This is a genomic window from Streptomyces sp. NPDC006476, from assembly GCF_040612015.1.
Taxonomy (GTDB): domain Bacteria; phylum Actinomycetota; class Actinomycetes; order Streptomycetales; family Streptomycetaceae; genus Streptomyces; species Streptomyces griseorubiginosus_B.
Window position 1 is genome coordinate 12,394 of sequence record NZ_JBEXPK010000040.1, and the last position, 25,123, is coordinate 37,516.

At 70.1% G+C, this 25,123-nt stretch carries 12 protein-coding genes and 1 pseudogene; 1 reads left to right on the forward strand and 12 read right to left on the reverse strand.

What is annotated here, in order from left to right; genetic code table 11:
- Positions 1 to 139: 139 nt before the first annotated feature.
- Complete coding sequence (locus ABZZ74_RS34825; protein ID WP_356771892.1) at positions 140 to 793, reverse strand: hypothetical protein; 654 nt, start codon at positions 791 to 793, stop codon at positions 140 to 142.
- 242 nt (positions 794 to 1,035) lie between these two features.
- Here ABZZ74_RS34825 and ABZZ74_RS34830 point away from each other — a divergent pair.
- Positions 1,036 to 1,845: pseudogene (locus ABZZ74_RS34830) on the forward strand (SDR family NAD(P)-dependent oxidoreductase).
- 71 nt (positions 1,846 to 1,916) lie between these two features.
- Here the strand turns inward: ABZZ74_RS34830 and ABZZ74_RS34835 are convergent.
- From ABZZ74_RS34835 to ABZZ74_RS34885, 11 genes are all read right to left on the reverse strand, one after another.
- The gene (locus tag ABZZ74_RS34835) at positions 1,917 to 2,864 is read right to left on the reverse strand and encodes a cytochrome P450 (RefSeq protein WP_356771894.1); all 948 of its coding nucleotides are present in this window, start codon (positions 2,862 to 2,864) and stop codon (positions 1,917 to 1,919) included.
- Positions 2,865 to 3,123: 259 nt separating this feature from the next.
- The gene (locus tag ABZZ74_RS34840) at positions 3,124 to 3,843 is read right to left on the reverse strand and encodes a beta-glucanase (protein ID WP_356771896.1); all 720 of its coding nucleotides are present in this window, start codon (positions 3,841 to 3,843) and stop codon (positions 3,124 to 3,126) included.
- Positions 3,844 to 4,032: 189 nt separating this feature from the next.
- Positions 4,033 to 7,131, reverse strand: coding sequence for an alpha-N-acetylglucosaminidase TIM-barrel domain-containing protein (locus ABZZ74_RS34845; RefSeq protein ID WP_356771898.1), 3,099 nt, complete (start codon positions 7,129 to 7,131; stop codon positions 4,033 to 4,035).
- Between the two features lie 20 nt (positions 7,132 to 7,151).
- The gene (locus ABZZ74_RS34850) at positions 7,152 to 8,066 is read right to left on the reverse strand and encodes a beta-glucosidase (RefSeq protein WP_356771900.1); all 915 of its coding nucleotides are present in this window, start codon (positions 8,064 to 8,066) and stop codon (positions 7,152 to 7,154) included.
- Positions 8,063 to 8,992, reverse strand: a complete 930-nt coding sequence (locus ABZZ74_RS34855) for a hypothetical protein (RefSeq protein ID WP_356771902.1) — start codon at positions 8,990 to 8,992, stop codon at positions 8,063 to 8,065. The genes ABZZ74_RS34850 and ABZZ74_RS34855 overlap by 4 nt, the downstream gene beginning before the upstream one ends.
- A gap of 5 nt (positions 8,993 to 8,997) precedes the next feature.
- Entirely contained in the window at positions 8,998 to 10,428 is a 1,431-nt protein-coding gene (locus ABZZ74_RS34860) for an alpha-L-fucosidase (RefSeq protein ID WP_356771904.1), read from the reverse strand.
- Between the two features lie 10 nt (positions 10,429 to 10,438).
- On the reverse strand, positions 10,439 to 12,583 hold the full coding sequence (locus ABZZ74_RS34865; RefSeq protein WP_356771906.1) for a GDSL-type esterase/lipase family protein: 2,145 nt from the start codon (positions 12,581 to 12,583) through the stop codon (positions 10,439 to 10,441).
- Positions 12,584 to 12,645: 62 nt separating this feature from the next.
- Positions 12,646 to 16,389, reverse strand: a complete 3,744-nt coding sequence (locus ABZZ74_RS34870) for a beta-galactosidase (protein WP_356771908.1) — start codon at positions 16,387 to 16,389, stop codon at positions 12,646 to 12,648.
- A complete protein-coding gene (locus ABZZ74_RS34875; RefSeq protein WP_356771910.1) occupies positions 16,386 to 20,033 on the reverse strand; it encodes a beta-galactosidase in 3,648 nt (1,215 codons plus the stop codon). Before ABZZ74_RS34875 ends, ABZZ74_RS34870 begins: the two co-directional genes overlap by 4 nt.
- On the reverse strand, positions 20,030 to 21,895 hold the full coding sequence (locus ABZZ74_RS34880; RefSeq protein ID WP_356771912.1) for a glycoside hydrolase domain-containing protein: 1,866 nt from the start codon (positions 21,893 to 21,895) through the stop codon (positions 20,030 to 20,032). The genes ABZZ74_RS34875 and ABZZ74_RS34880 overlap by 4 nt, the downstream gene beginning before the upstream one ends.
- Before the next feature lie 102 nt (positions 21,896 to 21,997).
- Positions 21,998 to 25,027: a TIM-barrel domain-containing protein gene (locus ABZZ74_RS34885; protein ID WP_356771914.1), complete on the reverse strand. Its 3,030-nt coding sequence runs from the start codon at positions 25,025 to 25,027 to the stop codon at positions 21,998 to 22,000.
- Between the last annotated feature and the right edge of the window lie 96 nt (positions 25,028 to 25,123).

Consider the following 25,123-nt stretch of genomic DNA (forward strand, 5'->3'; position numbering starts at 1 on the left):
CCGCTGCCCGGACCGCTGGTCCGGGCAGCGGCACGAAGACATGTCCCGGGCGATGCGCTGCGCGTTTGGGCCCCGTCGAGATCGGGTTTCGTCGGCTGGGCAGGTCCCCGAGCCGCGGTGGCAACAAGAGGCACCGGCGTCAGGCAGGCTGCTCTGTCTCGGCTTCGTCCGTCGGGGCGGGCCGGGTGGCCTCAGGGGTGGTGTAGAAGACCGAGCGACCCTGCTTGGTGCGCTGCGCCTGGTTCTTGGCCACGAGCCCCTCGAGGGTGAGGCGCACGATCTTGGTCTTGATCTCCCGGTCGGGGTGCTGTTGTTCGAGTTCGGTGGAGATCTCGGCGGCGGAGCGGGGCTCGCTCTGTCCGGCCAGGTGTTCGCGGACGAGGTCGACGAGTTTGGGCACGGCCCGCGGCCCGGCCGATGACGCGGCGGTGCTCCGCTTACGGGCCTGCTTTTCGGCCGGTGCGGCCGACTTGCCAGCTGACTTGTCGGCTGACTTGTCGGTCCGCCTCTGCTTGCCCGAGCGCGATGCGGGCGCGGGTGCCCTCTTGCGGGGCGCGGGCACTGCTGTGGCTGTCTCGGGCTCCGGTCGTGCGGGAGCGCTGGGAAGTCCGAGGGCCTGCTGGACGTTCACCAGGATGGTCTGGTCGTGCTGGAGGGCGGTCAACTGCTCCTGAAGTGCCTCGATCTCCTCGCGGACGCGGTCTTGCTCCTTGAGGTTGCGCTCCAGGTCACTGGCTACCTGTGCTCCGTACTGTGTCGTCAACTCGGTTGTCACAACGTTGGTTTCGGACATGGTCCTCACTCCTTTTCCCGGTTGCCTCGGCCGCCGATCGGCAGACGGCAGCATGTGCGGTGTCCCATGCGTACGCTGCACGGCCTGGTGACGCTTGATTCGCCGTGGTTGCTGCCGCACAGCTGTGTCCTAGCGATGGTACGGAAGGAATGAGCATTGTTCTCCATCACATGTCTGAAAGCCAGCAGAGCGGAAGCCTGAGCGACCTGGTTGCCACCGGTCGAGTCGGTTACTCGGCCCGTATGACTGACATACGACCCCTCGCCCTGGTCACGGGCGCATCCAGTGGAATCGGCATGGAGCTGGCACGGCAGTTCGCACTGCACGGCTACGACCTCGTGGTGAACGCCGAGGACGAACGGCTGGAGTCCGCGGCGCGGGCTCTGCGGGAGACAGGTGCGGAAGTCCGCGCGGTGCGTGCCGATCTCAGGGCCGCCGAGGGCCGGTACTTGCTGCTGGACGCGCTGGACGGGCTGACGGTGGACGTCGTCGTCCTCAATGCGGGGGTCGGCCAGGGCGGCGCCTTCGTGGACACCGATCTCACCGACGACCAGGAGGTCATCGATCTCAACGTCACCGCCACCGTGCGGCTGGCCAAGCCACTGCTTCGGGCCATGGTGAAGCGCGGCGCGGGACGGATCGCGTTCACCTCGTCCGTCGCGTCGACGATGCCCGGTGCCTTCCAGCCGGTGTACAACGCGTCCAAGTCGTTCGTGCAGTCCTTCGCCCAGGCGCTGGCGGAGGAGGTGAAGGACACCGGTGTGACGGTCACGGCGTTCATGCCGGGCCCGACGGACACGGACTTCTTTCGCAGGGCGGGCATGGCGGACGACACCCGGATCGGCACCATGAAGAAGGATGATCCCGCCACGGTGGCCGAGCGGGCGTTCGAGGCGATCGTGAAGGGCGAGAAGTAGACCGTGGTCGGCTCGCTGAAGACCAAGGCACAGGAGCTGGCGGGGAAGGTGCTGCCCGACGGGGTCAAGGCCACGGCGCACCGGCGGATCGCAGAACCGGGAACCGGCAAGGGCCCCGAGCAGCCGACGGAATGACGTGAGGGCGGCCGTCGTCGCGCACGACCGGAGTGCGGACACTCCGGTCGCCGGGCTCTCGGTGCGGGGTGTCACACGGGCGTCAGTGTGTGCGTGCTCGGCACCCTCACGTCCCGTACGACGACGCCACTGTGCACGCGCGCCGGGATGCGCCGCAGGGAGATCCTCAGGTCCTGGTCCGGGACGGTGAATTCAAGATCGGCCAGGCGGAGCGCGAGCGCTTCGAGCAGCCCGATGGTAAGGCCCTCCCCGGGGCAGCGGTGACCGTTACGCGGTTCGCCACCGCCCTGAGGGATCAGTTCGTCACGCTCGACCGCGTGCTCGATGAACCGCTCCGGGCGGAAGACGTACGGGTCGTCCCACAGCTTCTCGTCGTGGTTCTGTCCGAAGACATCGAGCACAACCATCCCGCCGGCCGGCACCGAGACGTCCCGCCAGGACAGGTCACGGACGGCGAGGCCGCCGAGGTAGGGCACGAACGGGTAGAAGCGGCGCACCTCGTGCACGAACGCGGCGGTGTAGGCGCTGTCGCCGGCGCGCAGCCGTTCGCGTTGGTTCGGCTGCAGGTGCAGCGCATGCGCCGTGTAGGCGACGAACCAGCAGACGGCGACACTGGGGCGGATGACGTTCAGCAGTTCGACGGCGGCCGTGTGCGGGTGGAGAGGCTCGCCGTCGGCCTCACGGTGCTCGCACACCGCGGCGAGCACCGACCCGTCAGGGGCGGCGACCCTGCCGGCGCGCACGTCGTCGACCAGTCGGGCGAAACGCTGCTCCTGACGGCTCCGTGCCCGCCGCGCCCACCAGTGCCGGGGCCCTGCGGTGGCGAAGCCGTCGACCATGGCGACCAGGTCGCGCGCGAGATGCTCTATGTCTTCCGTGGTGCCCTCGTCGAGCGGAACGCCCGCCCAGCGGCACACACCGCGCGTGAGCACCACGCTCGCGGCGTCGAACAACACGGTCTGTTCGGCCCCGCTCCATTCACGTACGGCCTCGTCCCACGCGGCGGTCACATGTTCCACAAGGCCGGCGATCCGGTCGGGGTGGAGCAGCGGCAGGAAGAAGCGCGGGTTTGCCCGTGACCCGGGTGCGGGTCACGCCGTCGGGGCGGTCGCGCAGCAGGCTGGGCAGCCACGTGTAGCCCTTGGCGAGAGCGGGCAGCGAACGGTCGATCAAGGGTGAGGTCGGCATCTCCATGACCGCCGGGTGCCCATGCCCGGGGCCGGGACACGTGCGGCCGGCGTGGACGCCCTGCCCTGAGGAGCCGACGTTGATCGCTGATCAGGACTCGGCGCCTGCCTCCCACTCGCTACGGGCGTCCAGGACTGCCTGGTGCGGCACCGAGGGCATCGAGGGGCGGTGCACGGTGAGGGTCTCGACGCGGAAGGACAGCTCGGTGGCTGTCGGGTCGGGAGGCGGATGGTAACGGCCCGCGCAGACGGAGAGGTTGACGATCAGGTAGGCGTGCCAGCGAGCGCCTACGCCCCGTCCGTCGGCGAAGACCTCCGTCCCGTCGAGCGACCACACCACATCGTGGCGGCCGAATGTGACCTGCAGATCGATGGTCGCGCCAGGACGTACCGCCGGACTTCGGAGATACTTCTGCCCCTGCCGGACGTGGTTGGAGAGTTCCAGGAGGTCCGGGTTGTCGGGGTGGTACTCGAAGACGTCGACCTCGTTGCCTCCGTCCCGCCAGGTCCAGATCGCCGGCCACGCGCCCAGCCCGGTGGGCAGGCGCACCCTGGTCCTGAGCTGGTCGCCGGTGCGTACGGTGAAGCCTTCCTCGCTTCCTTCGGTGGTGAGCAGACCGGTGTTCCACCAGCCGTCCGTTCGGCGGGTGGCGCGGAACGTTCCCGTGCGGGAGTAGGCAGGGTCCGAGGTGAGGTAGTCCAGCTTGTTGTCGCCCGGGTTGGTCGGGCCGCCGTCGGGATAGGCCCAGGAACGCCCAGCGACCCACTGGCGTTCAGAGGTGAAATCGGCAGTGAAGACAACATCGCTCACGAGCGTGCTCCGTGGTGGTCGAAAGCGGTGCGAGATCGTCCGAGTGCTGCCCGTGCGGGCCCCTGGGCATTCGGGCGTCACCGGACCGGGCTTCCGCTTCGTCCTCCTGGGGGAAAGGCGTGTGCGGTGGGGGCGAACGCGTGGATGAGACGCGAATGCAGGAACCCTTCTTGTGCCTGGTTGCAGGTGTCAGGTCACCTTGAAGCCGTCGAAGTTGGCCATGCCCCGTGTGCCGGTCCAGCCGTTGGCGGCGGTCATGAAGATTCCGATGTCCTGTGCGGTGGCCGTACCCGAAGGCGTGGCGGTGCCCACCTTTGTCCAGGTGACGCCGTCCGTGCTGGCCTCCCCGAGGTACGAGGCGCCGGATCTGGTCAGCCGCAGCCGCACCGGCGCGGTGAAGGACCCCGACAGTTCGATCGAGTCGAAATGGCCGTCGCCGTCGGCGTCCCAGCTCAGCGCGCACCCGTTGGACGGAGTGACCGCCAGGTTCACATAGCCGGCGCTTCCCTGCGCAGCCAGGTCGTTGCGGACGACGATGCCCGCCCGCGCCCAGCCCCCGGTCGGATCCTGAGCGGTGACCCTGACCTCGGCGACGGTCTTGTCGAGACAGGCGCCCGCCCGGTACACGGCCCCGAATTCGTTGGTGGCGCCCCACAGGTCCGCCCCGGCGCCCTCGATGGCGATCTCGTCGCCCGACTGGCCGAACACCGCGTCGTTGTAGGAGACCGTGCGGTACGGGTCCTCGACTCCGGTCGCGGCCAGCAGCCGTACCGGCGCCACCGCCTTCCCGCCGCCCGCGTACACCGCCGCCGCGACGACTTGGCCGACCAGTTCCGTGGGCTCGCCCGCCAGAGAGATCTCGAAGCGGGTGGTGAACGTGCCGCCGGACGTCACCGAGGGCGTGCGCACCGGATCGAGCGGTTTCGCCGTCATGCCCTTGGGGACGGCGACGGAAAGGGTCACATCGCGTGCGGGCGTGAACCCGTTTCTGTTGGTGAAGGTGACCGTCACCGTCGCGGGCGTGCCCTCGGCCACCGCCGCCCGGTCGGCCGCCGCGGTGAGGGCCGCCTGATGGGGAGTGGCGGCGAGCAGGTCGCGCACGCGGCGGGCCAGGACGTACGCGGAACCGTGGGGTTCGGTCGGATGAGTCTCGTGTGCGTGCGCCCAGCGGTCCTCCAGGGCGAACCAGTCGATCGTCGCCGGGTCCTTCCCCGTGGCGAGCGCGTCGAAGAACGTCTTCCAGCGGGTGCGGTAGAGGCCGCCGACCAGCCCGGACCACTCCCTGTTCGCGTAGTCGTGCAGGCCTTCTTCGCTGCTGGCGCGTCCGCCCCACGTGGTGAGGAGGGAGCGGACGTCGTACTCGAGGCGGTCCTTCTCTGCCCGGTCGCTGCCCCAGGAGCGGGCGTCGGCGAGCCACCGTCCGAGCAGGTGCGGGCCGGAGGTGGCCAGCAAATCGTCGAGGAGGTCCATCCAGGTCAGCCAGGTCCTGGTCAGGCGGCCGAAGAGGGCTTTGTCCCCTGCCGCGTGCGCGGCTTTGATCTGCGGGAGCAGTACCCGGCTGCGGTTGGACAGGACCTGCCGGGCCACGTCCACGACGTCGTACCGGTAAGCCGAGGTGTCCCGCAACTCGGGGCGTACGGCGAGGAGTTCGGTGAGCGCGGTGTCGAAGGCCGTGGTGTCGTAGCGGTCCTTCTCCGGGCCCCAGGCGGCGGCTTTGTTCGCCGTCAGGCTCGGACGGGCGCCGAACAGGCCGTCGGGGGCCTCGCTCCAGGAGTCCGCGCGTGACATGTCGTACGCGGTGTCGCGGATCGTCTGCCAGGCGGCGGCCGCGTGCCGGTCCGGGCCGCCGTAGCGGGAGAGGGCGTAGGCGGCGAACCAGTCGTCCAGGTCGACCGTTCCCGGTGTCCACGCGAGGTCCGTCAACAGAGCCAGAGCGGGTGCGTTGTTGTCGGCTGCCTCCGGCATCGCCGCGATGCCCGCGAGTGAACTGCCGTCCCTGTCGCGCCACTTGGGGTACTGCTCCACCCAGTCCGGTGCGTTGGCGCCGATCGGGGTGTGGCCACCGAAGTTCCAGATGCTGCCGAAGGCGTACGGGGTGCCGCCCCAGTCGCTCTCCCGGTCAGTGACGGTGGTGTACCGGTCCGACAGACCGTCCACGATCAGCATCCGGCTCTTGTCGACGCCGTCGAGCAGTGCCTTTGACGGGTTGGTCTGCCAGCCGAGGATCGCCCACACGGCCCCCGGGTGGGCCCTCTGCAGCGCCGTCTCGACGGCCTTGGCGGCCTCGCCCACCGGTACGTCACCGGGGTTTCCGCCTTCGTGCAGCAGGTCCATCTTGTACATCGTGCTGTCACCGAACCGCTCCGTCTGGGCCCGGTAGAAGGCGGCGGCCACCTCGCGGAAGGCCGTGGTGCGCGGGTCGAGCCAGTCGGGCCGTTTGAAGGCGCCCCAGGTGCCCTGCGCCACCACCGCCGCGTCGCCGCCGTGCCTGGCGGGGAAGTCGTCCGGGACGGTGCCGTAGTAGCCGGGGAGGACCGGCGTCATGCCCAGTTCGCGGGTCCGGTCGATGATCTTCTCGGCGAGCGCGGCCCGCCGCTCGATGAGCTGTCGGGAGACCGGTCCGCCGAAGCCGGACATGTTCTGGAGCAGCCACCAGGGCTGGTGGGCGGGGGCGGGGATCCAGGCGCGCAGCGCCGCGTCGGAGTAGCCGAAGCGGCGGAAGGTGTCGTAGTACACCGCGTCGCCGCCGATGTAGACGAGGACCCGGTTGACTCCGTGCAGGGCCAGCACGTCCAGCTCGTGCTGCCAGGCGTCCCAGGTGCGGTAGGCGCCGGTGTAGCCCTCGTTGGTGTCGTTGAAGGCGAAGCGGTGCGGCACGTTGGCCGCTCCCGTGATCTCCTTGGCCGGCGCGGGGAGGGTGCGCGGCAGGTTCAGCTGCTCGCCGGTCCAGGAGACGGAGGCGTGCGCGGTCCGCCGCAGGTAGGTGTGCAGGCCGGCGAGCAGCACCCCGGTACTGGTGCCCTCCACCGTGATGTGCCCGGCCCGGCCGGTGACCCGGAAGCGGTCGGTGTCGTCGGCGACGGCCCGCAGGGTGATCTGCCGATGGTGGTCGGGCAGCAGACGCTTCAGCGCTGCCGCGGCCGGAGTGGTGTCGAACAGGGGGCCGTCGGCCGCGTACGCGTCCTGCGGCCGGGCCAGAAGTGCGGCGCCGCCCAGCGCGACCGCGCCCGTGAGGACTCGTCTGCGGGTGACACCTGCGATGCCGAGGTCGCCTCGATTGGTGTGCATGAACGTCCTTCCGGCTGAGCTCAGTTGACCGTCATGGCGAAGATGTGCAGGGCGGGGACGCCCGACTGGAGGCCGTCGCTGACCTTGGGCAGGACCAGGGAGCGCAGCTCCTTGCCGGTCGCCAGGTCGACGCCGAAGGTGAACAGGCTGACGGGGGTGTCGTCCCGGCCGGTGGCGATGTGGCGGTAGGGGACCACCACCGCGGCGGAGGAGTTTGCCCCGTACCAGTCCTGGACGGCGACCGAGAAGGGTTGTTCGGTGCCGTCGGCGTAGACGATCCTGCCGTCGCCCCTGCCCGTGCCCCAGGTGCTGGTGCCCAGGAAGGACAGGCGGGAGCCGGAGCCCGACAGCAGCAGGGTCTGGCCGGCACTGACGACGTTGTCGAGGTTGCCGGGCGCGGTGTCCGGCCAGGTGAAGGTCACGCCGTCGTACGCGACCTCGGCGCCCGGCGTCAGCCCCACCGACGCCAGCGCCTCGGCGGACAGGCTGGAGTGCGAGCCGTCGATGTCGGCGACCGTGAGGGCGTCGCCGGAGGCGATCCCCGCGTTGTCGAAGGCTCCGGACAGCGAGCGGTACGGCAGCAGGACGGAGGACGTCGCGCGCGTGCAGTCGGAGCCGTGGCGGTGCACGTCGAACAGGGCGTGCGCGGTGAAGGAGACCCGGCCCTCGGCGTCGTCGGCGAGACGGGTCCGCCAGGTGCGGGTCACCGACCGGCCGGGCGCGAGGCCGCCCAGGCTGTCCGGTTCCCCGGTGCCGTTCACGGCGAGATAGAGCACGGTGCCGCGCAGCGCGATCCTGGTGGTGTTGGTGAGCGTGGCGGTCAGGGTCACGGCCCTGCCCGGCTCGGGGGCGGCCGGGGTGACGGTGAGCGAGACGGGCGGCGGGAGGAAGTCCTCCTCCGGGCGGAGGAGGTCCTCGGGGCGGTAGGCGGTCACGACTCCTCCACGGTGAAGTGGTCGAACACGGCCCGGACCGTCGTGCCGGGATGGTTGAGGTTCACCGCGCTGGCCACCACACCGGCGTCCAGGGCGCCGTTCGCGGAGGGCACGGTCGCGCTGGCGATCTCGTTCCAGGCGAGGCCGTTGGTGGTGGAGTACGCGGTGTAGGTGGTGCCGGAGCGGATCAGGCGCAGCCAGGCGGGATGGGTGGAAGCGCCGCCGCCCGCCCAGGTGTCGAGGTGGCCGTCGCCGTCGCTGTCGGTCATGAACTCCACGCCGTAGGACTGCGACATGGTCAGCACCGCGTAGCCGCCCTTCTCCGGAGCGGTCAGGTCGTTGGCCACGGCGATCCCGTACTTGGCGCTGGGGTTGTCGCTCCCGGTGAGACTGACCGTCTTGGCCTGAACCACGCTGGATGCGGCAACGGCGCCGGGAAGGCGGATGCCGCCCTTCTCGTCACGGCCGCCGGACAGGTCGGCGCCGCCCGCCCAGATCACGAGCTGGCTGCCGTACTGGCCGAACCGGGCGTCGTCCGTGGTGGCGAACGTCTGGTACGGGTCCCGTACGCCGTTCGGCTCGTAGGGCACGCTGACGGTCTTCGCGGCCCGCGCGCAGTCGGAGCTGCGTCCGTCCACGTCGAAGACGAGGTGCGCGGTGAAGGCGATGTCCCCGGCGGCATCGGTCGGCATCGACGTGCGCCAACTGCGGGTGATCTTCGCGCCGTGGCGCAGGTCACCGAGTGGGATGGTGCGCGCGGCGGTCGTCGCGCCCGGGTCCATCAGGTACAGGACGGCGCCGCGCAGCGGGAACGGGCAGCCGTTGACGAGGACCGCGGTGGCGGTGACGGCGTCGCCGACGGCCGGTTCGGCCGGTTCGGTGGTGACGGCGAGGGCGGGACCGAGGGTGTCCGTACGTGTGCTCACGCCGTTCACCGTCGTTCCCAGTCGACGGTGAAGGTGTTGGCGATCTCGCTGGGCAGCGTCTCCGGGACGCTGATGTGGATCTTGCCGTCCGAACGGGTCCATTTGAGCGGCCCGTTGTGGCCGAGCAGCCGGATCCGTGAGGTCGCGGAATGGGGGATGTCCGCGGGTACGGAGAGGGTGCCGCTGGGAGCGCCGAGGACGATGATGTTGAACTTGCCGGGGCTGACGGTGTACCGGATGCCGAGCGGGCTGCCCTCCTCCTCGGCCCGCAGCCAGGGCGTCGAGCCGTAGACCGCGGGGCCGTTGACCTTCAGCCAGGCGCCGATGTCCCGCAGCCGCCGCTGCATGACGTCGGGGATGGTGCCGTCCGGCTTCGGTCCGATGTTCAGCAGCAGGTTGCCGTTCTTGCTGGTGACGTCGGCGAGCAGATGGACGAGGAACTCGGAGGTCTTGTAGTCCTCCTCGATCTCGAACTTGTTGTAACCCCAGGAGTAGCCCATCGTGATGCAGCACTCCCACTTCTGGGCGTCCATCGTGGGGTTGGTGCGCTGCTCGTAGGTGGCGTAGTCGAAATGCGTGTCGAAGCGGTCGTTGACCACGACACCCTTGGGGCGGCTGCGGTTCTTGGCCTTGTTGTAGTAGTGGGCGAGGGGCTCCTCGCTGCGCCACGGCGGTTCGCCGGCCGGCCGGAACCACTGGCCGTCCGCCCACAGCAGTTCAGGGTCGTAGCGGTCGATGATCTCGTACAGCTGCTTGAGTTCGTAGTCGCCGATGTAGTCCTCGACGGGCCGGTAGCCGGTCATCGGGACCTCTGCGCCCGTGTAGAAGTTCTTCATCGGCCGGCCCAGCGCCGGGTTGAAGAACTCGCCGAGCGAGTAGTACAGGCCGGGCCGTACCGTGCCGCGTCTGCGGGCGGCCGCCATCAGCTCGCCGACCAGGTCCCGTTTCGGTCCGTACTTCCCCGCGTGACGGTCCGTCACCTTGCTGGGCCACAGGGCGAAGCCGTCGTGGTGCTTGCTGGTCAGCGCGAAGTACTCGGCACCCGCCTGCTCGAACAGCCGTACCCAGGCGTCCGGGTCGTAGTTCTCGGCCTTGAACTGCGGGATGAAGTCGTCGTAGAGGAAGTCCTGCCCGTAGGTGTCGCGGTGGTATTTCCAGGTGGGGTCGGTGTCGAAGCTCTGGTACCAGAGGTACCACTCGGCGGCCATCTGCCGGGCGGAGCCGGCGGGGACCGAGTAGACGCCCCAGTGGACGAAGATGCCGAACTTGGCGTCCTTGTACCAGCGCGGTACGGGGTGGGTATCGAGGGAAGCCTTCGTGGGCCGGTAGTCGGTGATGCCGCCGCCGATCGCCTGGGCGGCGCCGGGCGGGGCGAGGAGCACCGCTGAGCCGAGAGCGGTGGCCGTGGTCAGGAAGCGTCTACGGCTGACGTTCACAGGAGGCCTCTCAGTGGGTGGTCGAGAAGGAGTCGAAGACGGCTGTGGTGGTCTGGCCGGGGTGGTCGAGGTTGACGGCGCTCGCGACCATCCCGGCGTCGAGGCCGCCGCCGGCCGCGGACGGCACGGTCGCGGTTGCGATCCGCTGCCAGGTGGTGCCGTCGCTACTGGCGTACGCGGTGTAGGCGGTGGCGTCGCGGGTGAGCCGGAGCCAGGCCGGGTGGTACGAGGAGCCGCCGCCCGCCCAGGTGTCGAGCTTCCCGTCGCCGTCGCTGTCGGTCATGAACTCCACGCCGTAGCTCCTCGACATGGTGAGCACGGCGTAGCCGCCCTTCTCCGGGGCCGTCAGGTCGTTGGCGACGGCGATGCCGGCCTTGGCGGCGGGGCCGCTGCCGGTCTGCTCGACGAGGCGGGCGGTGACGCTGCCGGAGGCGGGTACGGCGTCCGGCACATGGATGGCGGCCTTCTCGTCCTTCCAGCCGGCCAGGTCCTGACCGCCCGCCCAGATCGCGAACTGCTCGCCGTTCTGGGCGTATTGGGCGTCCTCGGCGGTGGCGAACGTCCGGTACGGGGGTCTGACCGCGGACGGCACGGGGGTGACGTCGGCGGTCACCGTGTCGGTGTCGTGGCGTGTCCGGCCGCTCTGCCGGAAGGAGGTGCTTACGCCGATGTCGTACGGCCCCCAAGCCGTGCCGGCGGACGGGGTGACCCGCCAGGTGACGGTGGAACTCCCGCCGGGAGGGAGGGAGTTGGTGCCTGTTGGCCCTTCCGCTTCGGCGGTCCAACCATGCGGCAGGCGCAGCCCGGTGGCGACCCGGGTGACCGCCCTGTGACCGGAGTTGGTGACGGTCGCGGTGATCTCCGTGGCGCGGCCGGCCGGCAGACTCGGACGGGACGGGCTGAACCGGACGCGGGCCGAAGGGCAGTCGCGGGCCACCCGGAGGCCGGCGAGGTCGACGGCGTCGGCGAACGCCTTCATCCCGTTGTCGTCGGGGTGGAGGTGGTCGCCCGAGTCGAACGCGGCGGCGTAGCGGGTGGGGTCGTCCGGATCACGGACCGCCTTGTCGAAGTCGGCGTATCCGTCGAAGACGCCGCCGTCCCGTACGAACGCGTTGACCTTCTGCCGGTCGGCCTCCTTGGCCTCGGTCCAGTAGTCGCCCCAGCCCCGGTACGGAACCACGGTCGCGCCGATCACCCGCAGCCCGCGGGCGTGGGCCCGGCGGGCGATCTCCTTCATGCCGTCGATCACCTGATCGCCGGTGGCACCGCCCCAGCTGAGGTCGTTGACGCCTTCGAAGAGGAGCACCGTCCGGGCGCCCGGCTGGGACAGCACATCGCGCGCCAGGCGGTCCAGCGCCGAGGGATTGCCGTCGGTGCCGGCCGTGATGCGGTTCCCGCTGATGCCCTCGTTCAGCACCCCGGCAGTGGAGGTGCAGGCCGACAGCCGAGCCGCGAGGTAGTCGGGCCAGCGCCGGTTCGCGTCCGAGGTGGAGGCGGCACCGTCGGTGATGGAGTCACCGAGTGCGACGACGGAGCCCCGTGCCCGACCGCCCCGCACGTCGACTCCGGTGAGGAAGGGGAAGGTGGAATCGGTCCTGGTGAACGCGCCCCCACCGGCGTCTCCGGCGTGGTCGCCGCCGCCGTCGGGTGTCCAGTAGACGGTCTGCAGCCCCATCCAGTGCTGGCTGACGTGGGTGAGCCTACCGGGGAAGTACAGGCTGACCACCAGATCACTACGGGCCGCGACGGGAATCCGTAACCCGTCGCTCGCAGCCTGCCCGTGGGCCGGGATCGTCACGGCCGCCTTCCCACCGAACGTCAGATCGCGCGGAGCCGACACGGACGAGCCACCCGCCCGCCGGCCCACGGTCGCGTGGCCGATCGTCACCGGCTGGTCGGTGAACTCGTTGGTCAACCGGATCCGCACACTCGTCCCGCCCGCGCTGACGTGCACCGGGATCCGCACGGTCACCTCGGAGGTGCCGGGGTCGTACGAGGCGTGCTGCGCGGTCGCCCACGTCCCTGTCCACGCCTGCGGCCGGGTCCCGGCCTCGGCCGAGGCCGCCGGCAGCAGGGCCGCCAGTACGGCTCCCACGGCCGCGACCGAGGCCACGAAAAGTCGGCGCCCTCGCCGGTGTCCCAACAGTCCGACCATGCGTCGCTTCCTTCGTCCGGCGTTCTCGGGATGCGGTCCCACCGCTTGTCCGCGTTCGGGCATCACGCGCCACCCCCGCAACTCAGCCTGGCGTCGGCCCAGTCCGCGTGGTCGAGGGCGTTGCCGTCCCCGCCGTCGGAGACGACGAGTTCGAGTCGCCGGGCCCCGGTGACGTCCACGTCGATCGCCTTGGTCACCGTGTCGCGGTCGACGGTTCCGCTCTCGTAGACGGTCACTCCGTCGGCGAGGACGCTGTAGGCGACCGTGGCCGGGCCGTCCGGCCGTCCGTACGTCTCCTTGTCCAGGCCGAGTGCCGCTGTGAACCTCGTGCAGGTGCCGCCGAGCCAGACCCGCACCGAGCCGGCCGCGTGCATGCCGAGCCCCTTGGCGTAGGTGACGTCGTGCAGCCGCAGCGGCAGTCCGTCGCCCTGCGCGTTCTCGCCGTTGGACTGGTCGCGTTCGACTGGTCCCCAGCCGTTGCTTGACGACTGGAAAGGCAGATCGCTGATGTAGTGCTCGCCTGCGGTGAGCGGTGGGGGCTGGGCCGCGAATATCTTCTCGCCGGTTACCGAGCCCGTGACCTGGCCCGTTACCGGGCCTGTTGACGAGCTGCGGGTGAAGTACGCGGTGGCGCGCAGGACGGCGACGGTGCCGGTCCTCTGGTCGTCGGGCACGGTGACCGTCCAGGTCGCCTCGGCCGACCGGCCGGGCCTCACGGCGCCCAGCCCGACCTGGGAGTCCGGGCTCGCGCTCCAGCCCTCGGGCAGGCCGAGCGACAGGGACGCGCCGCGCAGGGTGCGGCCGTCGCGCGGTACCGAGACCGCGGCCGTGACCCGGTAGTGGCCGCCGGGCTCGACGGTGTCCGGGGCGTCGACACCCACCCGGGCCGGGACCGTCGGATCGGCGTACCGGCCGGGGGCGTAGGCCGGGGAGGCCACGTCGGCGACCCGAAGGGAGGAGGTGACGTTACCCAGGGTCGTCAGGCTCACCCTGCCGAGGCCGCCGCTCTTCGCGTCCTCGCTCCAGGAGGCGATGGCGATGGTGTTCCTGCCGTCGGTGCGCAGGATGCCATGGGGGATGGGGAAGGTGTGCTGCGGTCCGGTGTCGTTGACGTACTGGCCCATCAGCCAGCCGTTGACGTAGATCAGCGCACGGTAGTCGCGCTGCGGGTCGTCCGCGATGGTGACGCCGACGGAGACGTCCTGGCCCTTGGGCAGTCGGGGGTCGAAGGTGGTGCGGTACCAGGCGAGCCCGGGGGCGGTGTCGGCGGCCGGCAGTGTGGCACGGTCCCACGAGCGGTCCGGGTAGCCGGGCAGGGTCCAGCCCGAACGTTCCCCGTACAGGCCGCCGTTGTTCATCTGTCCGCGTACGGTGTCGACCGGCCGCTCACCGCCCCTGGCGCCCTGGACGCGCCAGGTGATCTGCGCGTCGGAGCCGGAGAGGTATGCCTCGGTCAGGCCGCGTGGTTGCTTGTGGTCGTCGCTGTTCCAGGTGAAGTCCTCGTTGTGGCCCATCGTGCCGACGAGGACGGAGACCACGTTGTCCGCTCCCTTCTTCAGCAGGCCGGCGGGGAGGGCGAAGGTGTGGCGTCCGGTCTGGCTGGTTCCGGCGAACTGGCCGTTGATCCACACCGAGTAGATGCCGACCGCCTTCGAGGCGGTGTCCGGGTTGGTGGCGAGAGCGGTGAGGGAGAGCGACGTCTCGGTGCCGGTGGCCTTGAAGTGGCCGCGGTACCAGACGTAGCCGTAGTGGTAGCCGTATTCGTCCTGGTAGAGGACGGGCAGGGTGCCCGGCTGGGTCGGGTTGTCCGTGGTCAGTTTGTCGGCGTAGGTCCAGGCGGAGTCGTCGAAGTCCGGAGCGGTTTCCGGGTTTTCGGAGGATGTCCTCCAGTCGGTCAGTTCGGGCAGGGTGACCGTCCGGGGGCCGGGAATCCTGCCGAGCAGACTGCCGGAGGAGGTGCGTTCGGTGGTCACCGGGGTGCCGTTCCAGGTGACCGTGCGGACGCCGGGGGCCGCGAACACCTCCAGCGGGCCGGTTTTCGCCGCGTCGCCGGTGAGGGCGAGGGTGGAGCCGTGGACGGTGGACGTTCGGACCAGCTCGGCGCCGCGGACCAGGGTGGTGCCGTCCGGCCGCCAGAAGCCGGCGGCCTCGGCGTCGGTGCCGATGAGCAGCAGCAGGTCGGGGCGGCCACCGCCGTGGACGAGGATCCGGGTCAGGCCCTTGTGGTCGTAGTCGAGCCGGAGATCGCCGTGTCGGGCGTCCCAGGTGCTCTTGGCGGTCCCGTCGAGCACGGTGACGTCCGGCTTCGAGGAGTATCGCAGCATCGTCTGCCCGGGGTCGCCCTCGGCGCCGTACAGGACCGCCACGTCCCTGCTCCCGGCCTTCGTGCCGGTCATCAGTTCGCTGGTGGAGTAGACGAGCCGTTGGCCGCCGAGGTCGTAGCCGGCGACGAGGATCTTGCCGGTCTGCCCGTTCAGCCGCACGCTCACCGGATAGGTGCCGTCCGGGGTCTTCCAGTCGAAGCTGGTGGTCGCGTCGGAGCCGGCCATGGGGTCGGTGTGGCGGACGTACAGGAACTGCGTCTTCGTGCCGGGGTTGGCGCGCGCCTCGACGTGGACGGCGTCGTCGGACGGTGTGGGCGCGTCCGCCGGTTCGGTGGCCGTGAGCGGGGCGGTGGTGGTGTAGAAGAGGCCCTGCCGCTTCAGCTCGTCGTAGTCGGCGCCGGTCTGCCGGGCCTCCGTGATCGGGGCACCGTAGTCGTACGACGTGTAGACCTGGCGCGGGTCGGCGACCCAGCCCCAGTTGGTGCCGCCGTAGGTCATGTACAGGTTCTGGACCGTGGTGCCCTGCATGATCTCGTGCTTGTCGACGATCTTCTCGTAGGCGGGGCCCATCTTCTCGCGGCACTCGTCGTAGCCGGTGTCGCCCCAGGTCTGGAACCAGCCGGTGCCCGCCTCGAAGACGGCGAGGGGCTTGGTCTCGTCCTGCCGTTGGAGCGTGGGCAGCCACCACTGGCCCTTGCAGAAGGAGTTGTACTGGTCGAGTTCGCCGACGAAGTCGAGCCCGTCGCCGCCCGCGTACTGAGCGTTCGGCTCGTTGCCGACGAGCGGGACGGTGATGCCGTCGGAGCGCACCTGCTTGCTCAGATCGGCGATGTACGGCCGGCCGTCGGGGTCGTAGAGCTCGTTCTCCACCTGGTAGAGCAGGACCGGTCCGGTGCCGTTGCTGACCTGGTGGCGGGCGAGGATCCGGTCGATGTGCCGCAGCCACTCGTGTGCCGCGGCCAGGTAGTCGGGGGCCGTGGAGCGGGCGCGGCCCTTCTGTGTCATCAGCCAGCCGGGGAAACCGCCGCCGTCCGTCTCGGCGTTGATGTACGGGCCGGGGCGCGCGATGACGTACAGCCCCGCTTCCTGGGCCATGTCGAGCAGCTTGTCGACGTCACGGATGCCGGAGAAGTCGTACTGTCCGGGCGCGGGGGAGTGGTAGGCCCAGTCGAAGTAGATGGAGACGGCGTTCATCCCGCCGGCCTTCATCTTCTGCAGCACGTCACGCCACAGGCCGGGGCTGGGCAGCCGCCAGTAGTGGAACTCGCCGGACCAGAGCAGGACGCGTTTGCCGTCGATGGTGACGGAGTACCGGTCGTAGGTGATGGCGTGGGGTGAGGCGGGGGCGGAGGATGCGGCGGCGGTCGTCCGGTCCGGAAGTTCGGTGGCTCCGCCGGCCGGGGCCGTGGACACGAGCGCGGTCAGCAGCAGGGCGGACGCGAGGCATGCCAGAGCGGCACGCCATCGCCTGGCGAGGCTCATTCGGTGCCTCCCGTGCAGGTGAGGTGGGCGGCGGCCCAGTCGGCGTGGTCCGTGGATACGTCCCCGCCGCTGTCCACCGACAGGTCCAGCCAGCGGGCGCCGGTGATGTCCACGTCGATGGGCGTGCCGGGGTCGGAGCCGAGGAGGGTCGGGCTCGTGAAGAGGTCGCGCCCGTCCGCGGTGACCTTGAAGGAGACGCTGCCGCTGTCCCCGACCTCGTCGTCCACTCCGGCGGTGGCCGTGAACCGGGTGCAGACACCGCCGAGATAGACCCGGACCTGGCTGTCTGCGTGCACACCCAGGCCCTTGGCGTAGGTGGTGCCGCCGATGGACAGGGTGTGTCCGTCACCGGCCGCGTTCTCACCGTTGGAGGTGTCCTTCTCGACCGGGCCCCAGCCGTTGACGGCCCGCACGAGCGGCAGATCGCTCACGTACACGTCCCCGGCGGGTGCGGGTGGCGGCACCTGCACGGCCCGTTCCCCGGTGGTCGTCGCGGCGCGACCGTCCTGCCGGTAGGAGGCGGTCGCCGACAGCAGGGCGTACGGGACCGTGTCGGCGGGCGGAGTGACGGTGTACGCGGCGGTGACCGTGGCACCGGGGGCGACCCGGGCGAAGTGTGTCGGGCCGTCCGCCTTGGCCGTCCAGCCGTCGGGGGCCTTCAGCGACAGGTCCACGTCGCTCGCCGCCTTCTCGGGGACGTGGAAGGAGACGGTCGCCCGGCCCGCCTCACCCGCGCTGAGGAAGGGCTCGGCGCCCACGGCCAGTTGGGCACCTGCCGGCGGGTCCGCGTACCTCTTCGCGTCGTACGACGGTGCCCTCACGGTCCCGATGGGGATGCCGCCCGCGCTCGCGCCGAGGTCGACGAGACGTGCGGAACCGGGTCCGGAGCCGTCGTGCGTGGACCAGACCGCGAGGGCGATGGTGTTGGTGCCGTGCTCGTCGAGCAGACCGCTCGGGATGACGAAACGGGACTGCGGACCGGTGTCGGCGAGATAGCGGCCGATGAGCCAGCCGTTCACGAAGATCTGGGCCTGGTAGTCCTTGCCGCCGTTCCCGTCGGCGAGTTCGAGGGCGAGGGGCGTGTCCTGGCCGCGGGGCAGGTCGAGGCGGGCCGTGGTGCGGTACCAGCGCACGCCCGGGCCGGACTTCGCGGACTGCGCGGCGAGGGCCGTACGGGTCCAGGAGCTGTCCGGGTATCCGGGCAGCGACCAGCCTGAACGCTCGCCGTACAGACCGCCGTTGTTGTATCCGCCGCGTGCCGTGTCGACCGGGTGTTCGCCACCTCGGGTGCCCTGGATCTTCCAGGTGATGGTGGAGTCGGCGCCGATGAGGCCGGCGGAGAGCAGCCCGCGCGGTTCCTTGGAGTAGTCGTGACCCCATTCCTCGTTGTGGCCGGCGTTCTCGACGAGGACGGAGAGGACGTTGTCGCCGCCGTCCGTGAGGGCCCCGTCGGGGATGTCGAAGGTGTGCGTGCCGTCGCCGGAATGGCCGAGGCAGTGGCCGTTCAGCCAGACCGCGTAGAGGCCGTGCGGGCCGGTGTTGGCGTTCAAGGTCACCGCGCTCGTGCGGCCCGTGGTGCGGAAGCGGCCCCGGTACCAGACGTCGCCCTGATGGAAGCCGTATTCGTCCATGGCGAGGACGGGGGTGTAGCCGGCGAGGTCGGGGTTGTTGGCGGTGAGATGGTCGGCGGCAGTCCATGCGGAGTCGTCGAAGTCGGGTGCGGACTCGGGGTTTTCGCCGTGTGTGCGCCAGTCGGTGAGGGCGGGGAGTTGCACCGGGCGGGGTGCGGGGGTGACCGCGGTGCGGTGCCCGTTCCACGTCACGTGTGGGGCGTCGGCGATGACCTCGATCTTCGCGACCTTGGTCGAGTCGCCCGTCAACTTCAGCGTCCCGTGGTCGACTTGGGCGGTACGGAGGAGAGACGGGCCGCGCACGAGCACCGGCCCGGCGCCGGTGTCCTGCCGCCACCAGTGCGTGGTCTCCTGATCGTCGGCGATGAGGAGGACCAAGTCGCCCACGCGGACCCGGATGAGGCCCTGATGGGTGTAGTTCAGCCGCAGGTCACCGCGTTCGGCGTTCCAGGTGACATCGGCCTTTCCGTCCAGGACGGTGACCTTGGGCCGGGACCTGTATCGCAGTACGGTCTCTCCCGCCTCGCCCCTCCTGCCGTACAGCAGTGCCACGTCGTCGGCGCCGATCCGGGTGTGGGTCATGATCTCGGAGGTGGAGTAGACGAGCCGCTGCCGTTCGAGGTCATAGCCGGCGACCAGGATCTTGGCGTCCCGGCCGGCGACCGTGACGGTGCCCTGCTGCGGGACGCGCGGGTAGTCGCCGTCCCGGCCGGACAGGGCGAAGGTGGTGCTGTCGGTGTCCTTCACCCGGGTGTCGGCGTGCCGGACGGTGAAGAACTGGGTGCCGTCGTCCGGGTTCACCCGCCGGTCGATGTGCAGGGCGTCGTCGCTCGGCGCGGGCGCCTCGGCCCGGTCGGTGCGGGCGAGCGACCGCACCGCGTTGACGAAGTAGCCGAGCCGCTTGAACTCCTGGTACTTGTCCGTCAGTTGTCGTGCCTCGGTGATCGGCGCGCCATAGTCGTACGACGTGTAGACGGCGTTGGGGTCGGCGAGCCAGCCCCAGTTGGTGCCGCCGTAGGTCATGTAGAAGGACTGGCCGGTGACGCCCGCGGCGATGTTCATCTTGCTGAACACGCGGGTGAAGTCGGTGCCGGTGAGCTGGCGGCAGGCGTTGTAGCCGGATCCGCCCCAGGGGTCGAAGGCGCCGCCCTGTGCCTCGGGGATGATCAGCGGGGACTCGGGCTTGAAGTCGTTGACGTAGGAATAGTCGGGCAGGTCCTTCCAGGCGTCGGGAGCGGAGCAGTCGAAGCCCTGCGGGTAGGCGTCGAAGCCGTAGATGTCCGGCGCGCCCTTGCCGCTGACCCAGTTCCTGTTGGGTCCGCCGTCGTTGACGAAGGTCGGGACGTCGATGCCGTCCTCGCGCGCCCAGTCGATGAGGGTCTGCATGTAGTCGGGGGACAGGCCGCCGCCCTGGTACTCGTTCTCGACCTGGTACAGGATCACCGACCCAGTACCGCGGGTGAGTTGGTGCCGGGCGATGATCGGGTTGATCCGGCTCATCCACTCCCGGGCGTCCTTCATGTACCCCTCGTCGGAGGTGCGGTTCACGCCCGCGTGCGTCTTGCGCCAGGCAGGTAAGCCGCCGCCGGAGACCTCGGCGTTGATGTACGGGCCGGGGCGGGCGATGACGTACAGGCCCGCTCGTTCGGCCTCGTCGAGGAGTCGCTCGACGTCGCGGACGCCGGTGAAGTCGTAGGAGCCGGGGGCGGTGGAGTGGTAGCCCCAGTCGAAGTACAGGGACACGGAGTTGAATCCGGCGGCTTTGATCTTCTGCAGCACGTCGCGCCAGGCGTCGGGGCTCGGCAGCCGGAAGTAGTGCAGTTCGGCGCCCCACAGGTACACCGGTTTTCCGTCGATCCGCACGGAGTACTGGTCGTAGGTGACGGTGTGCGCCTGTGGCGCGGCAGCCGGCGCTGTCCGGGGGGTGGCGGCCTCGACGGCGGGCGCGGCCAGGCAGCAGGCGGCCAGCAGTGCCGAGGTGAGGAGGGCGAGCCAGGTTCTTCTCATGATCATGATGTCAGCGCCTTCACTACCGCGGCCCGCGCGGTCTCGACATCGGTGACGTCCTTCGTACGGCCGTCGAGGTCGCGTGTCGCCGTGGTGAGGGCCTGGGTCAGTGCGTCGCTGTCGCTGGTGCCGCCGTTCTTGTTGCGGAGTTCGTCGATCAGCTCGAAGTCCTCGATGCCCTCCTTGAGTTGCTCCCAGCGGACACTGGACATCGGACCGTTCTCGCCGGGGTAGACCAGGTACTCGTCGCCCTGCGTGAAGATGTAGACCGGCTGGCTGAAGGGGTCGGACGTCCAGCTGTTGTACGACCAGCGCAGGAAGCCGTCCAGGTGGCGTTGTGCCGCGATCCACGGCAGCATCCGGGCCTCTACGGCGGGGGAGTAGGAGAGTGTGTTGGGGTGGGCCGGGGTGCCGTACACGTAGAAGGTGGTGACCTTGCCCTCGGCCCGGCGCTCCTCGGCCTTCTTGGCCGTCATCTGGTCGATGGTGTCCCAGCTGACGGACAGGTCGGAGGCGAGGTCGGCGGTGCCGGCCGAGCCGGCGACGGAGATTCGCCGGTCGAATTCCGGTGCGACCTCGTGGACGAAGTCCCGGACGACCGTCATGGATTCGACCGGCCGCTCGTCGAACGACAGATAGGTGTGGTCCAGCCAGCCCTTGGCCCGCAGGTGTTTGACGAAGGCGGGCAGGAAGGTTCCCCACGCCTCGCGCCAGCGGTCGCCGCCGAGGTCGACGTTCTGGTAGACGCTCTTGCCGGTCCGGGTGTCGGTGTAGGTGAGGTGCTCGCCGTCCTGGAACGCCAGCATGGAGAACGCCCCGATGTCGGGCCCGACGCCTGCCTTGAGCGCTGTTTTGACGTACCTGTCCCAGCGGGAGAAGTCGAAGGAGAACCGGGTGCCGTCCCACTTCCAGGGGACCATGCTGGAGTAGGGCGTGGCTGTCTGCGACTGGCGGGTGCCCAGCGACCACTGGTGGTGCCACGGGTTGTCGACGATGGTGGTGTTGACGACTTTCTGGCCGTGGCCCGCCAGGTCCTTGTCGTACGCCTCGATCAGCTTCCAGTGCCGGTCCGACCAGGGCTCGACACCGCTGTTCAGCGCCATCGTCTCGGGTTGGGCCCACACGTCGAGGAAGAAACCGTAGTCCTTCGCGTCCGGCACGGCGGCGGTCGCCACCTGGACGGTGAGCGGGTAGGTGACCTTGGTGCCGTCGTCGGCGGTCACCCTGACCGTGCCGGTGTAGGTGCCCGCGGCCGCGGTCTTCGGAATGTGGAAGGTGAACCACAGCGGCTGCGCCGCGTAGGCGGGCACGTCGACCGAGGAGCCCTCCTGCAGCGCGTCGCCGACGACGTCCGGGTTCCGGTCGCCGGAGACCTCGGTCGGGGAGCTGACCTGGTCGATGGTGGCCGACCAGTCCATCTCGGTCTTGGAGCGCTGCACGGGCACGTACTTCACGAACCGGACCTGTGTCCCGGCGCCGGAGATCCTCGCCCCGCCGGGCCCGGTGAGGTCGCCGACGCTCGCCCGCACGCGGTGCAGGTCGTGGCCGGAGGCGATGGCCAGTTGGGCGGAGACCTGCTCGTTGCGGACGGCGGACAGGGACAGGTCCCTGGTGTCCTTGCCCTGGATGGCCTTGGTCGGGTAGCGGGGGACGCGGATTTCGGCGGAGGAGGCGAAGGAGCCGGTCGGGACCCAGGTGATCGTGTCCCTGGTGCCCATGGCGTCGGCGACCTTGACGGTCAGCCAGGTGGTCGTCGCCCTCTCGTTGACGTCCTTGGTGGATGTGCCGGTGCCGGCGATCGCCGTGGTTGTCGCGGCTATGACAATCCCGGCGACGAAGGCGGCGACGGCCGTCGGAACGCGTGACATGGTCCGGGCCCCTCTCAGGCTCGTACTGGACAGGGTCGAAGGCCGGGCAGGGTTCAGGAAGTGAGGAGGTTCAGGAAGGGACGGGGTTTAGGAAGTGGGGGTTCAGGACGTGACGGAGAAGGCCTTGAAGACGGCCTCGCTGGCATTGCCGGGGTAGTTGGCGTTGACGGCACTGGCGACCAGTCCCGCGTCCTCACTCCCGGCGGCCGACGGCACCTGCGCGGTGCCCACCGTCGTCCAGGTCTCGCCGTCCTTGCTGGCGTACGCGGTGTAGGTGGTGCCGTCGCGGACCAGCCGCAGGTGGGCCGGATAGTACGTCGAACCGCCGCCGGCCCAGGTGTCGAGGACGCCGTCGCCGTTGCTGTCGGTCATGAACTCCAGCCCGTAGCTCCTGGTCATGGCCAGGACCGCGTAGCCGCCCTTCGCCGGGTCGGTGAGGTCGTTGGCGATCGCCAGCCCGGACTTGGCAGCCGGGCTGGCACCGCTCTGCGAGACCAGTTGCGCCTGGACGGTGGAGTGTTCGCCGGCCGCGCCGTCCAGGTAGACGGTGCCCTTCTCGTCCTTCCAGCCGGACAGGTCCTGCCCGCCCGCCCAGATGGCGAACTGGTCGCCGGCCTGCGCGTATTGGGCGTCGGTGGTCTGCGTCGTGCGGTAGGGGTCGTGGACGGCGCCGGGGGCGGCTTCCACCGTGGCCCGCACGGTGTCGTCGACGGCGACGGTCCTCCCGGCGGCGGTCCTGTAGGTCACCGTGCCGGTGAGGTCGTGGCCGCCCCATGCGGCGTCGGCGGCCGGGGTGACCGTCCAGGTGGTGGTGTACGCGGCGCCGGGCGCCAGGGAGCGCGCGGTCGCGGCGTCGGTGGGCCGTGCGGTCCAGCCGGCGGGCACGGTCAGGGAGGCGCGGACGGCGTTGATGGCCGTGGTGCCCCAGTTGGTGGCCGTGGTGGTGACCTCGAAGGGCTTGCCCGACCCGGTGCTGGGCGCGTCCGGTCCGATCAGGACGGACGCGGCCGGGACATCGTCGCGCTTCAGGGCCCGGATCGCCTTCGTGGCGCCCTTGGCGCCGAGCTTGACGAAGGTGGGCGTCACCCCGAGGGGCGCCGCGTACCCCTTGAGGGTCGCGGGGCCGTGGATGACGGTGCCGTGGTTGGCGTCGAACCAGGCGCCGGACGGGAGGTACACCGTGCGGGTGGCGCCGGAGCCGAGCTTGGGCGCGGCCAGCACGGCGGGGCCCAGCATCCACTCGTCGGCGACCGTGTAACTCGGTTGGTCCTTGGGGAAGTCGAAGAACAGCGGACGCATGATCGGGTCACCCGTCCGCAGTGTCGCCTGCACCTGGTCCCAGATGTAGGGGGCCAGCCGCTCGTGCGCCTTGATGGCCGCTCTGTACAGGTCGATGGTCTGCTGGTCGTACGTCACCTTCTGGCCGGTGGTGACGTCGTTGGTCTCCACCGGTGAGGTGGAGGCGTACATCAGGGGCATCAGCGATGCCGACTGCGCCCATCGGATCAGGACGTCCTTGCCGGGAGCGGCCTGCCCGCCGGAGCCTCCGATCATGTCGGACTCGACGAACGGGTAGCCGATCGTGGAGATCGCCAGGTTCTGGCTGACCGATGCCTTCAGGGAGTCCCAGCCGGTGCCCTTGTCGACCTGGCGGGTGACGAAGCCCGCCTGGTGGGCGGTGGAGTTCCAGTGGACTCGGATGCCGGCGCCCTGGAGGTCGTAGGTGTCGGCCAGTTCGGTGCCGAGCTTCTGGTAGTCCGTGGCCTGGTGGCCCTGGCGTGGGGCGCACTTCTCGTCGAAGAAGCGGGTGTCGAACTTCAGCCCGTCGATGCGGTACTTGTCCATCAGGGTCTTGAGGTTGCCCTCGTACCAGGCCTTGGCGTCGGGGTTGGCCAGATCGATGATCCCGGCCTGGCCGTTCCACCAGGTCACTTCGCACGGCTTGCTGGTGTCCTTGGCGTCCATGAGCAGATAGCCGTGGTCGGCCGCGTACTGGTAGTTGGCGGAGTCGAGGTTGATCCACAGGGTGACCCAGAGGCCGAAGTCGAACCCCATGGCGTGGATCTTGTCGGACAGCCCCTTGGGATCGGGGAAGGTCTTGGGATCCCAGGTCAGATTGCCGTAGTTCGACTCCCACTTGTCGTCGAGCTGGATGGTGTGCCCGCCCAGGCCGTTGTCGTGGAGCTCGGTGGCGTAGGCGAGCAGTTTCTGCTGGTCGACCTTGGTGTAGAACTGCGCCCAGGAGTTCCACAGCGGCTTGGCGTACTGCTCGTACGTGGCATCGCTCTTGGCCGGTCTGCCGACGATGCCGATGTAGTCGCGGTAGACCGCGAGCGGGGTCGACTCGACGAAGACGGTGGCCTTGTAGGTGCCGGCCGCGTCGACGGTGAAGCGGCCGAGGCCGTCCTTGCCGCCGTTGACGGAGACGTCCATGGTGTCGCCGGTGTCGACGCGCAGTCCGGTCGAGGCCGAGGTGTACCAGAACGGATCGATCATGTTGTACGAGGCGGGGCCGAAGCCGGTGTGCTCCACCTGGCCGCTGTCCAGCGGCCAGGGCTGGTCGACTCCCGGTCCGCCCTGCGGCGTCTGCGCCTCGCCGTGGCCGTACCAGTGGCCGGCCGAGGACAGGTCGTAGACGAGGCCGAGTTGCTTGGGTCCGCCGCCGTGGACGTCCCAGTCGAGCTGGTAGCGGTCGGCGCGGGGCGTGATGCGGGCCTCCACCGTGGCGCCGGCGAGTGTGCTGGCGGCGGTGACGGTCAGGACACCGTTCTTCCAGGCCCAGTCGGTGACGGTGGTCGCGTGCTGCCAGCTGCCGTCGGCCGCGGTGAAACGCAGGGCGCCGGAGTCACCTGAGGCGGTGGCGAGGACCGTCTTCCGGGCCCGGCGCGTGGTCAGGGCGAGTTCGTCGGTGGCCACGTCGAGGCTGTAGCCGGGAGCGTCGGCCGAGGCCGGCACGGAAACCGTGACGGCGTGCGCGGAACGGGTGACCTGGGGCCCACCGGTGGAGGCTGCGGCGGGGCGGGCGGAGGCTGCTGCCGCTGCGGTGGATCCGGTGACGGGCGCCACCAGCAGCGCGCAGCTCAGGATGGCAGCGATCAACAGGCCGCCGGTGCTGCTCAGTCGGGGGTGCACTCGTGTCCTCCTGTCGGACAGGACGGGGCTCGGAAGCGGCGGTGCGAGGTGCGGGTCGACGTGCGGAGTGCACGGCCACGACGAAGCGCGGTGCCG

Coding starts and splice junctions, on each gene's coding strand:
- ABZZ74_RS34825 (WP_356771892.1), bottom strand. CDS start 793: ATGTCCGAAACCAACGTTGTGACAACCGAGTTGACGACACAGTACGGA.
- ABZZ74_RS34845 (WP_356771898.1), bottom strand. CDS start 7,131: ATGCACACCAATCGAGGCGACCTCGGCATCGCAGGTGTCACCCGCAGA.
- ABZZ74_RS34865 (WP_356771906.1), bottom strand. CDS start 12,583: ATGGTCGGACTGTTGGGACACCGGCGAGGGCGCCGACTTTTCGTGGCC.
- ABZZ74_RS34870 (WP_356771908.1), bottom strand. CDS start 16,389: ATGAGCCTCGCCAGGCGATGGCGTGCCGCTCTGGCATGCCTCGCGTCC.
- ABZZ74_RS34875 (WP_356771910.1), bottom strand. CDS start 20,033: ATGATCATGAGAAGAACCTGGCTCGCCCTCCTCACCTCGGCACTGCTG.
- ABZZ74_RS34880 (WP_356771912.1), bottom strand. CDS start 21,895: ATGTCACGCGTTCCGACGGCCGTCGCCGCCTTCGTCGCCGGGATTGTC.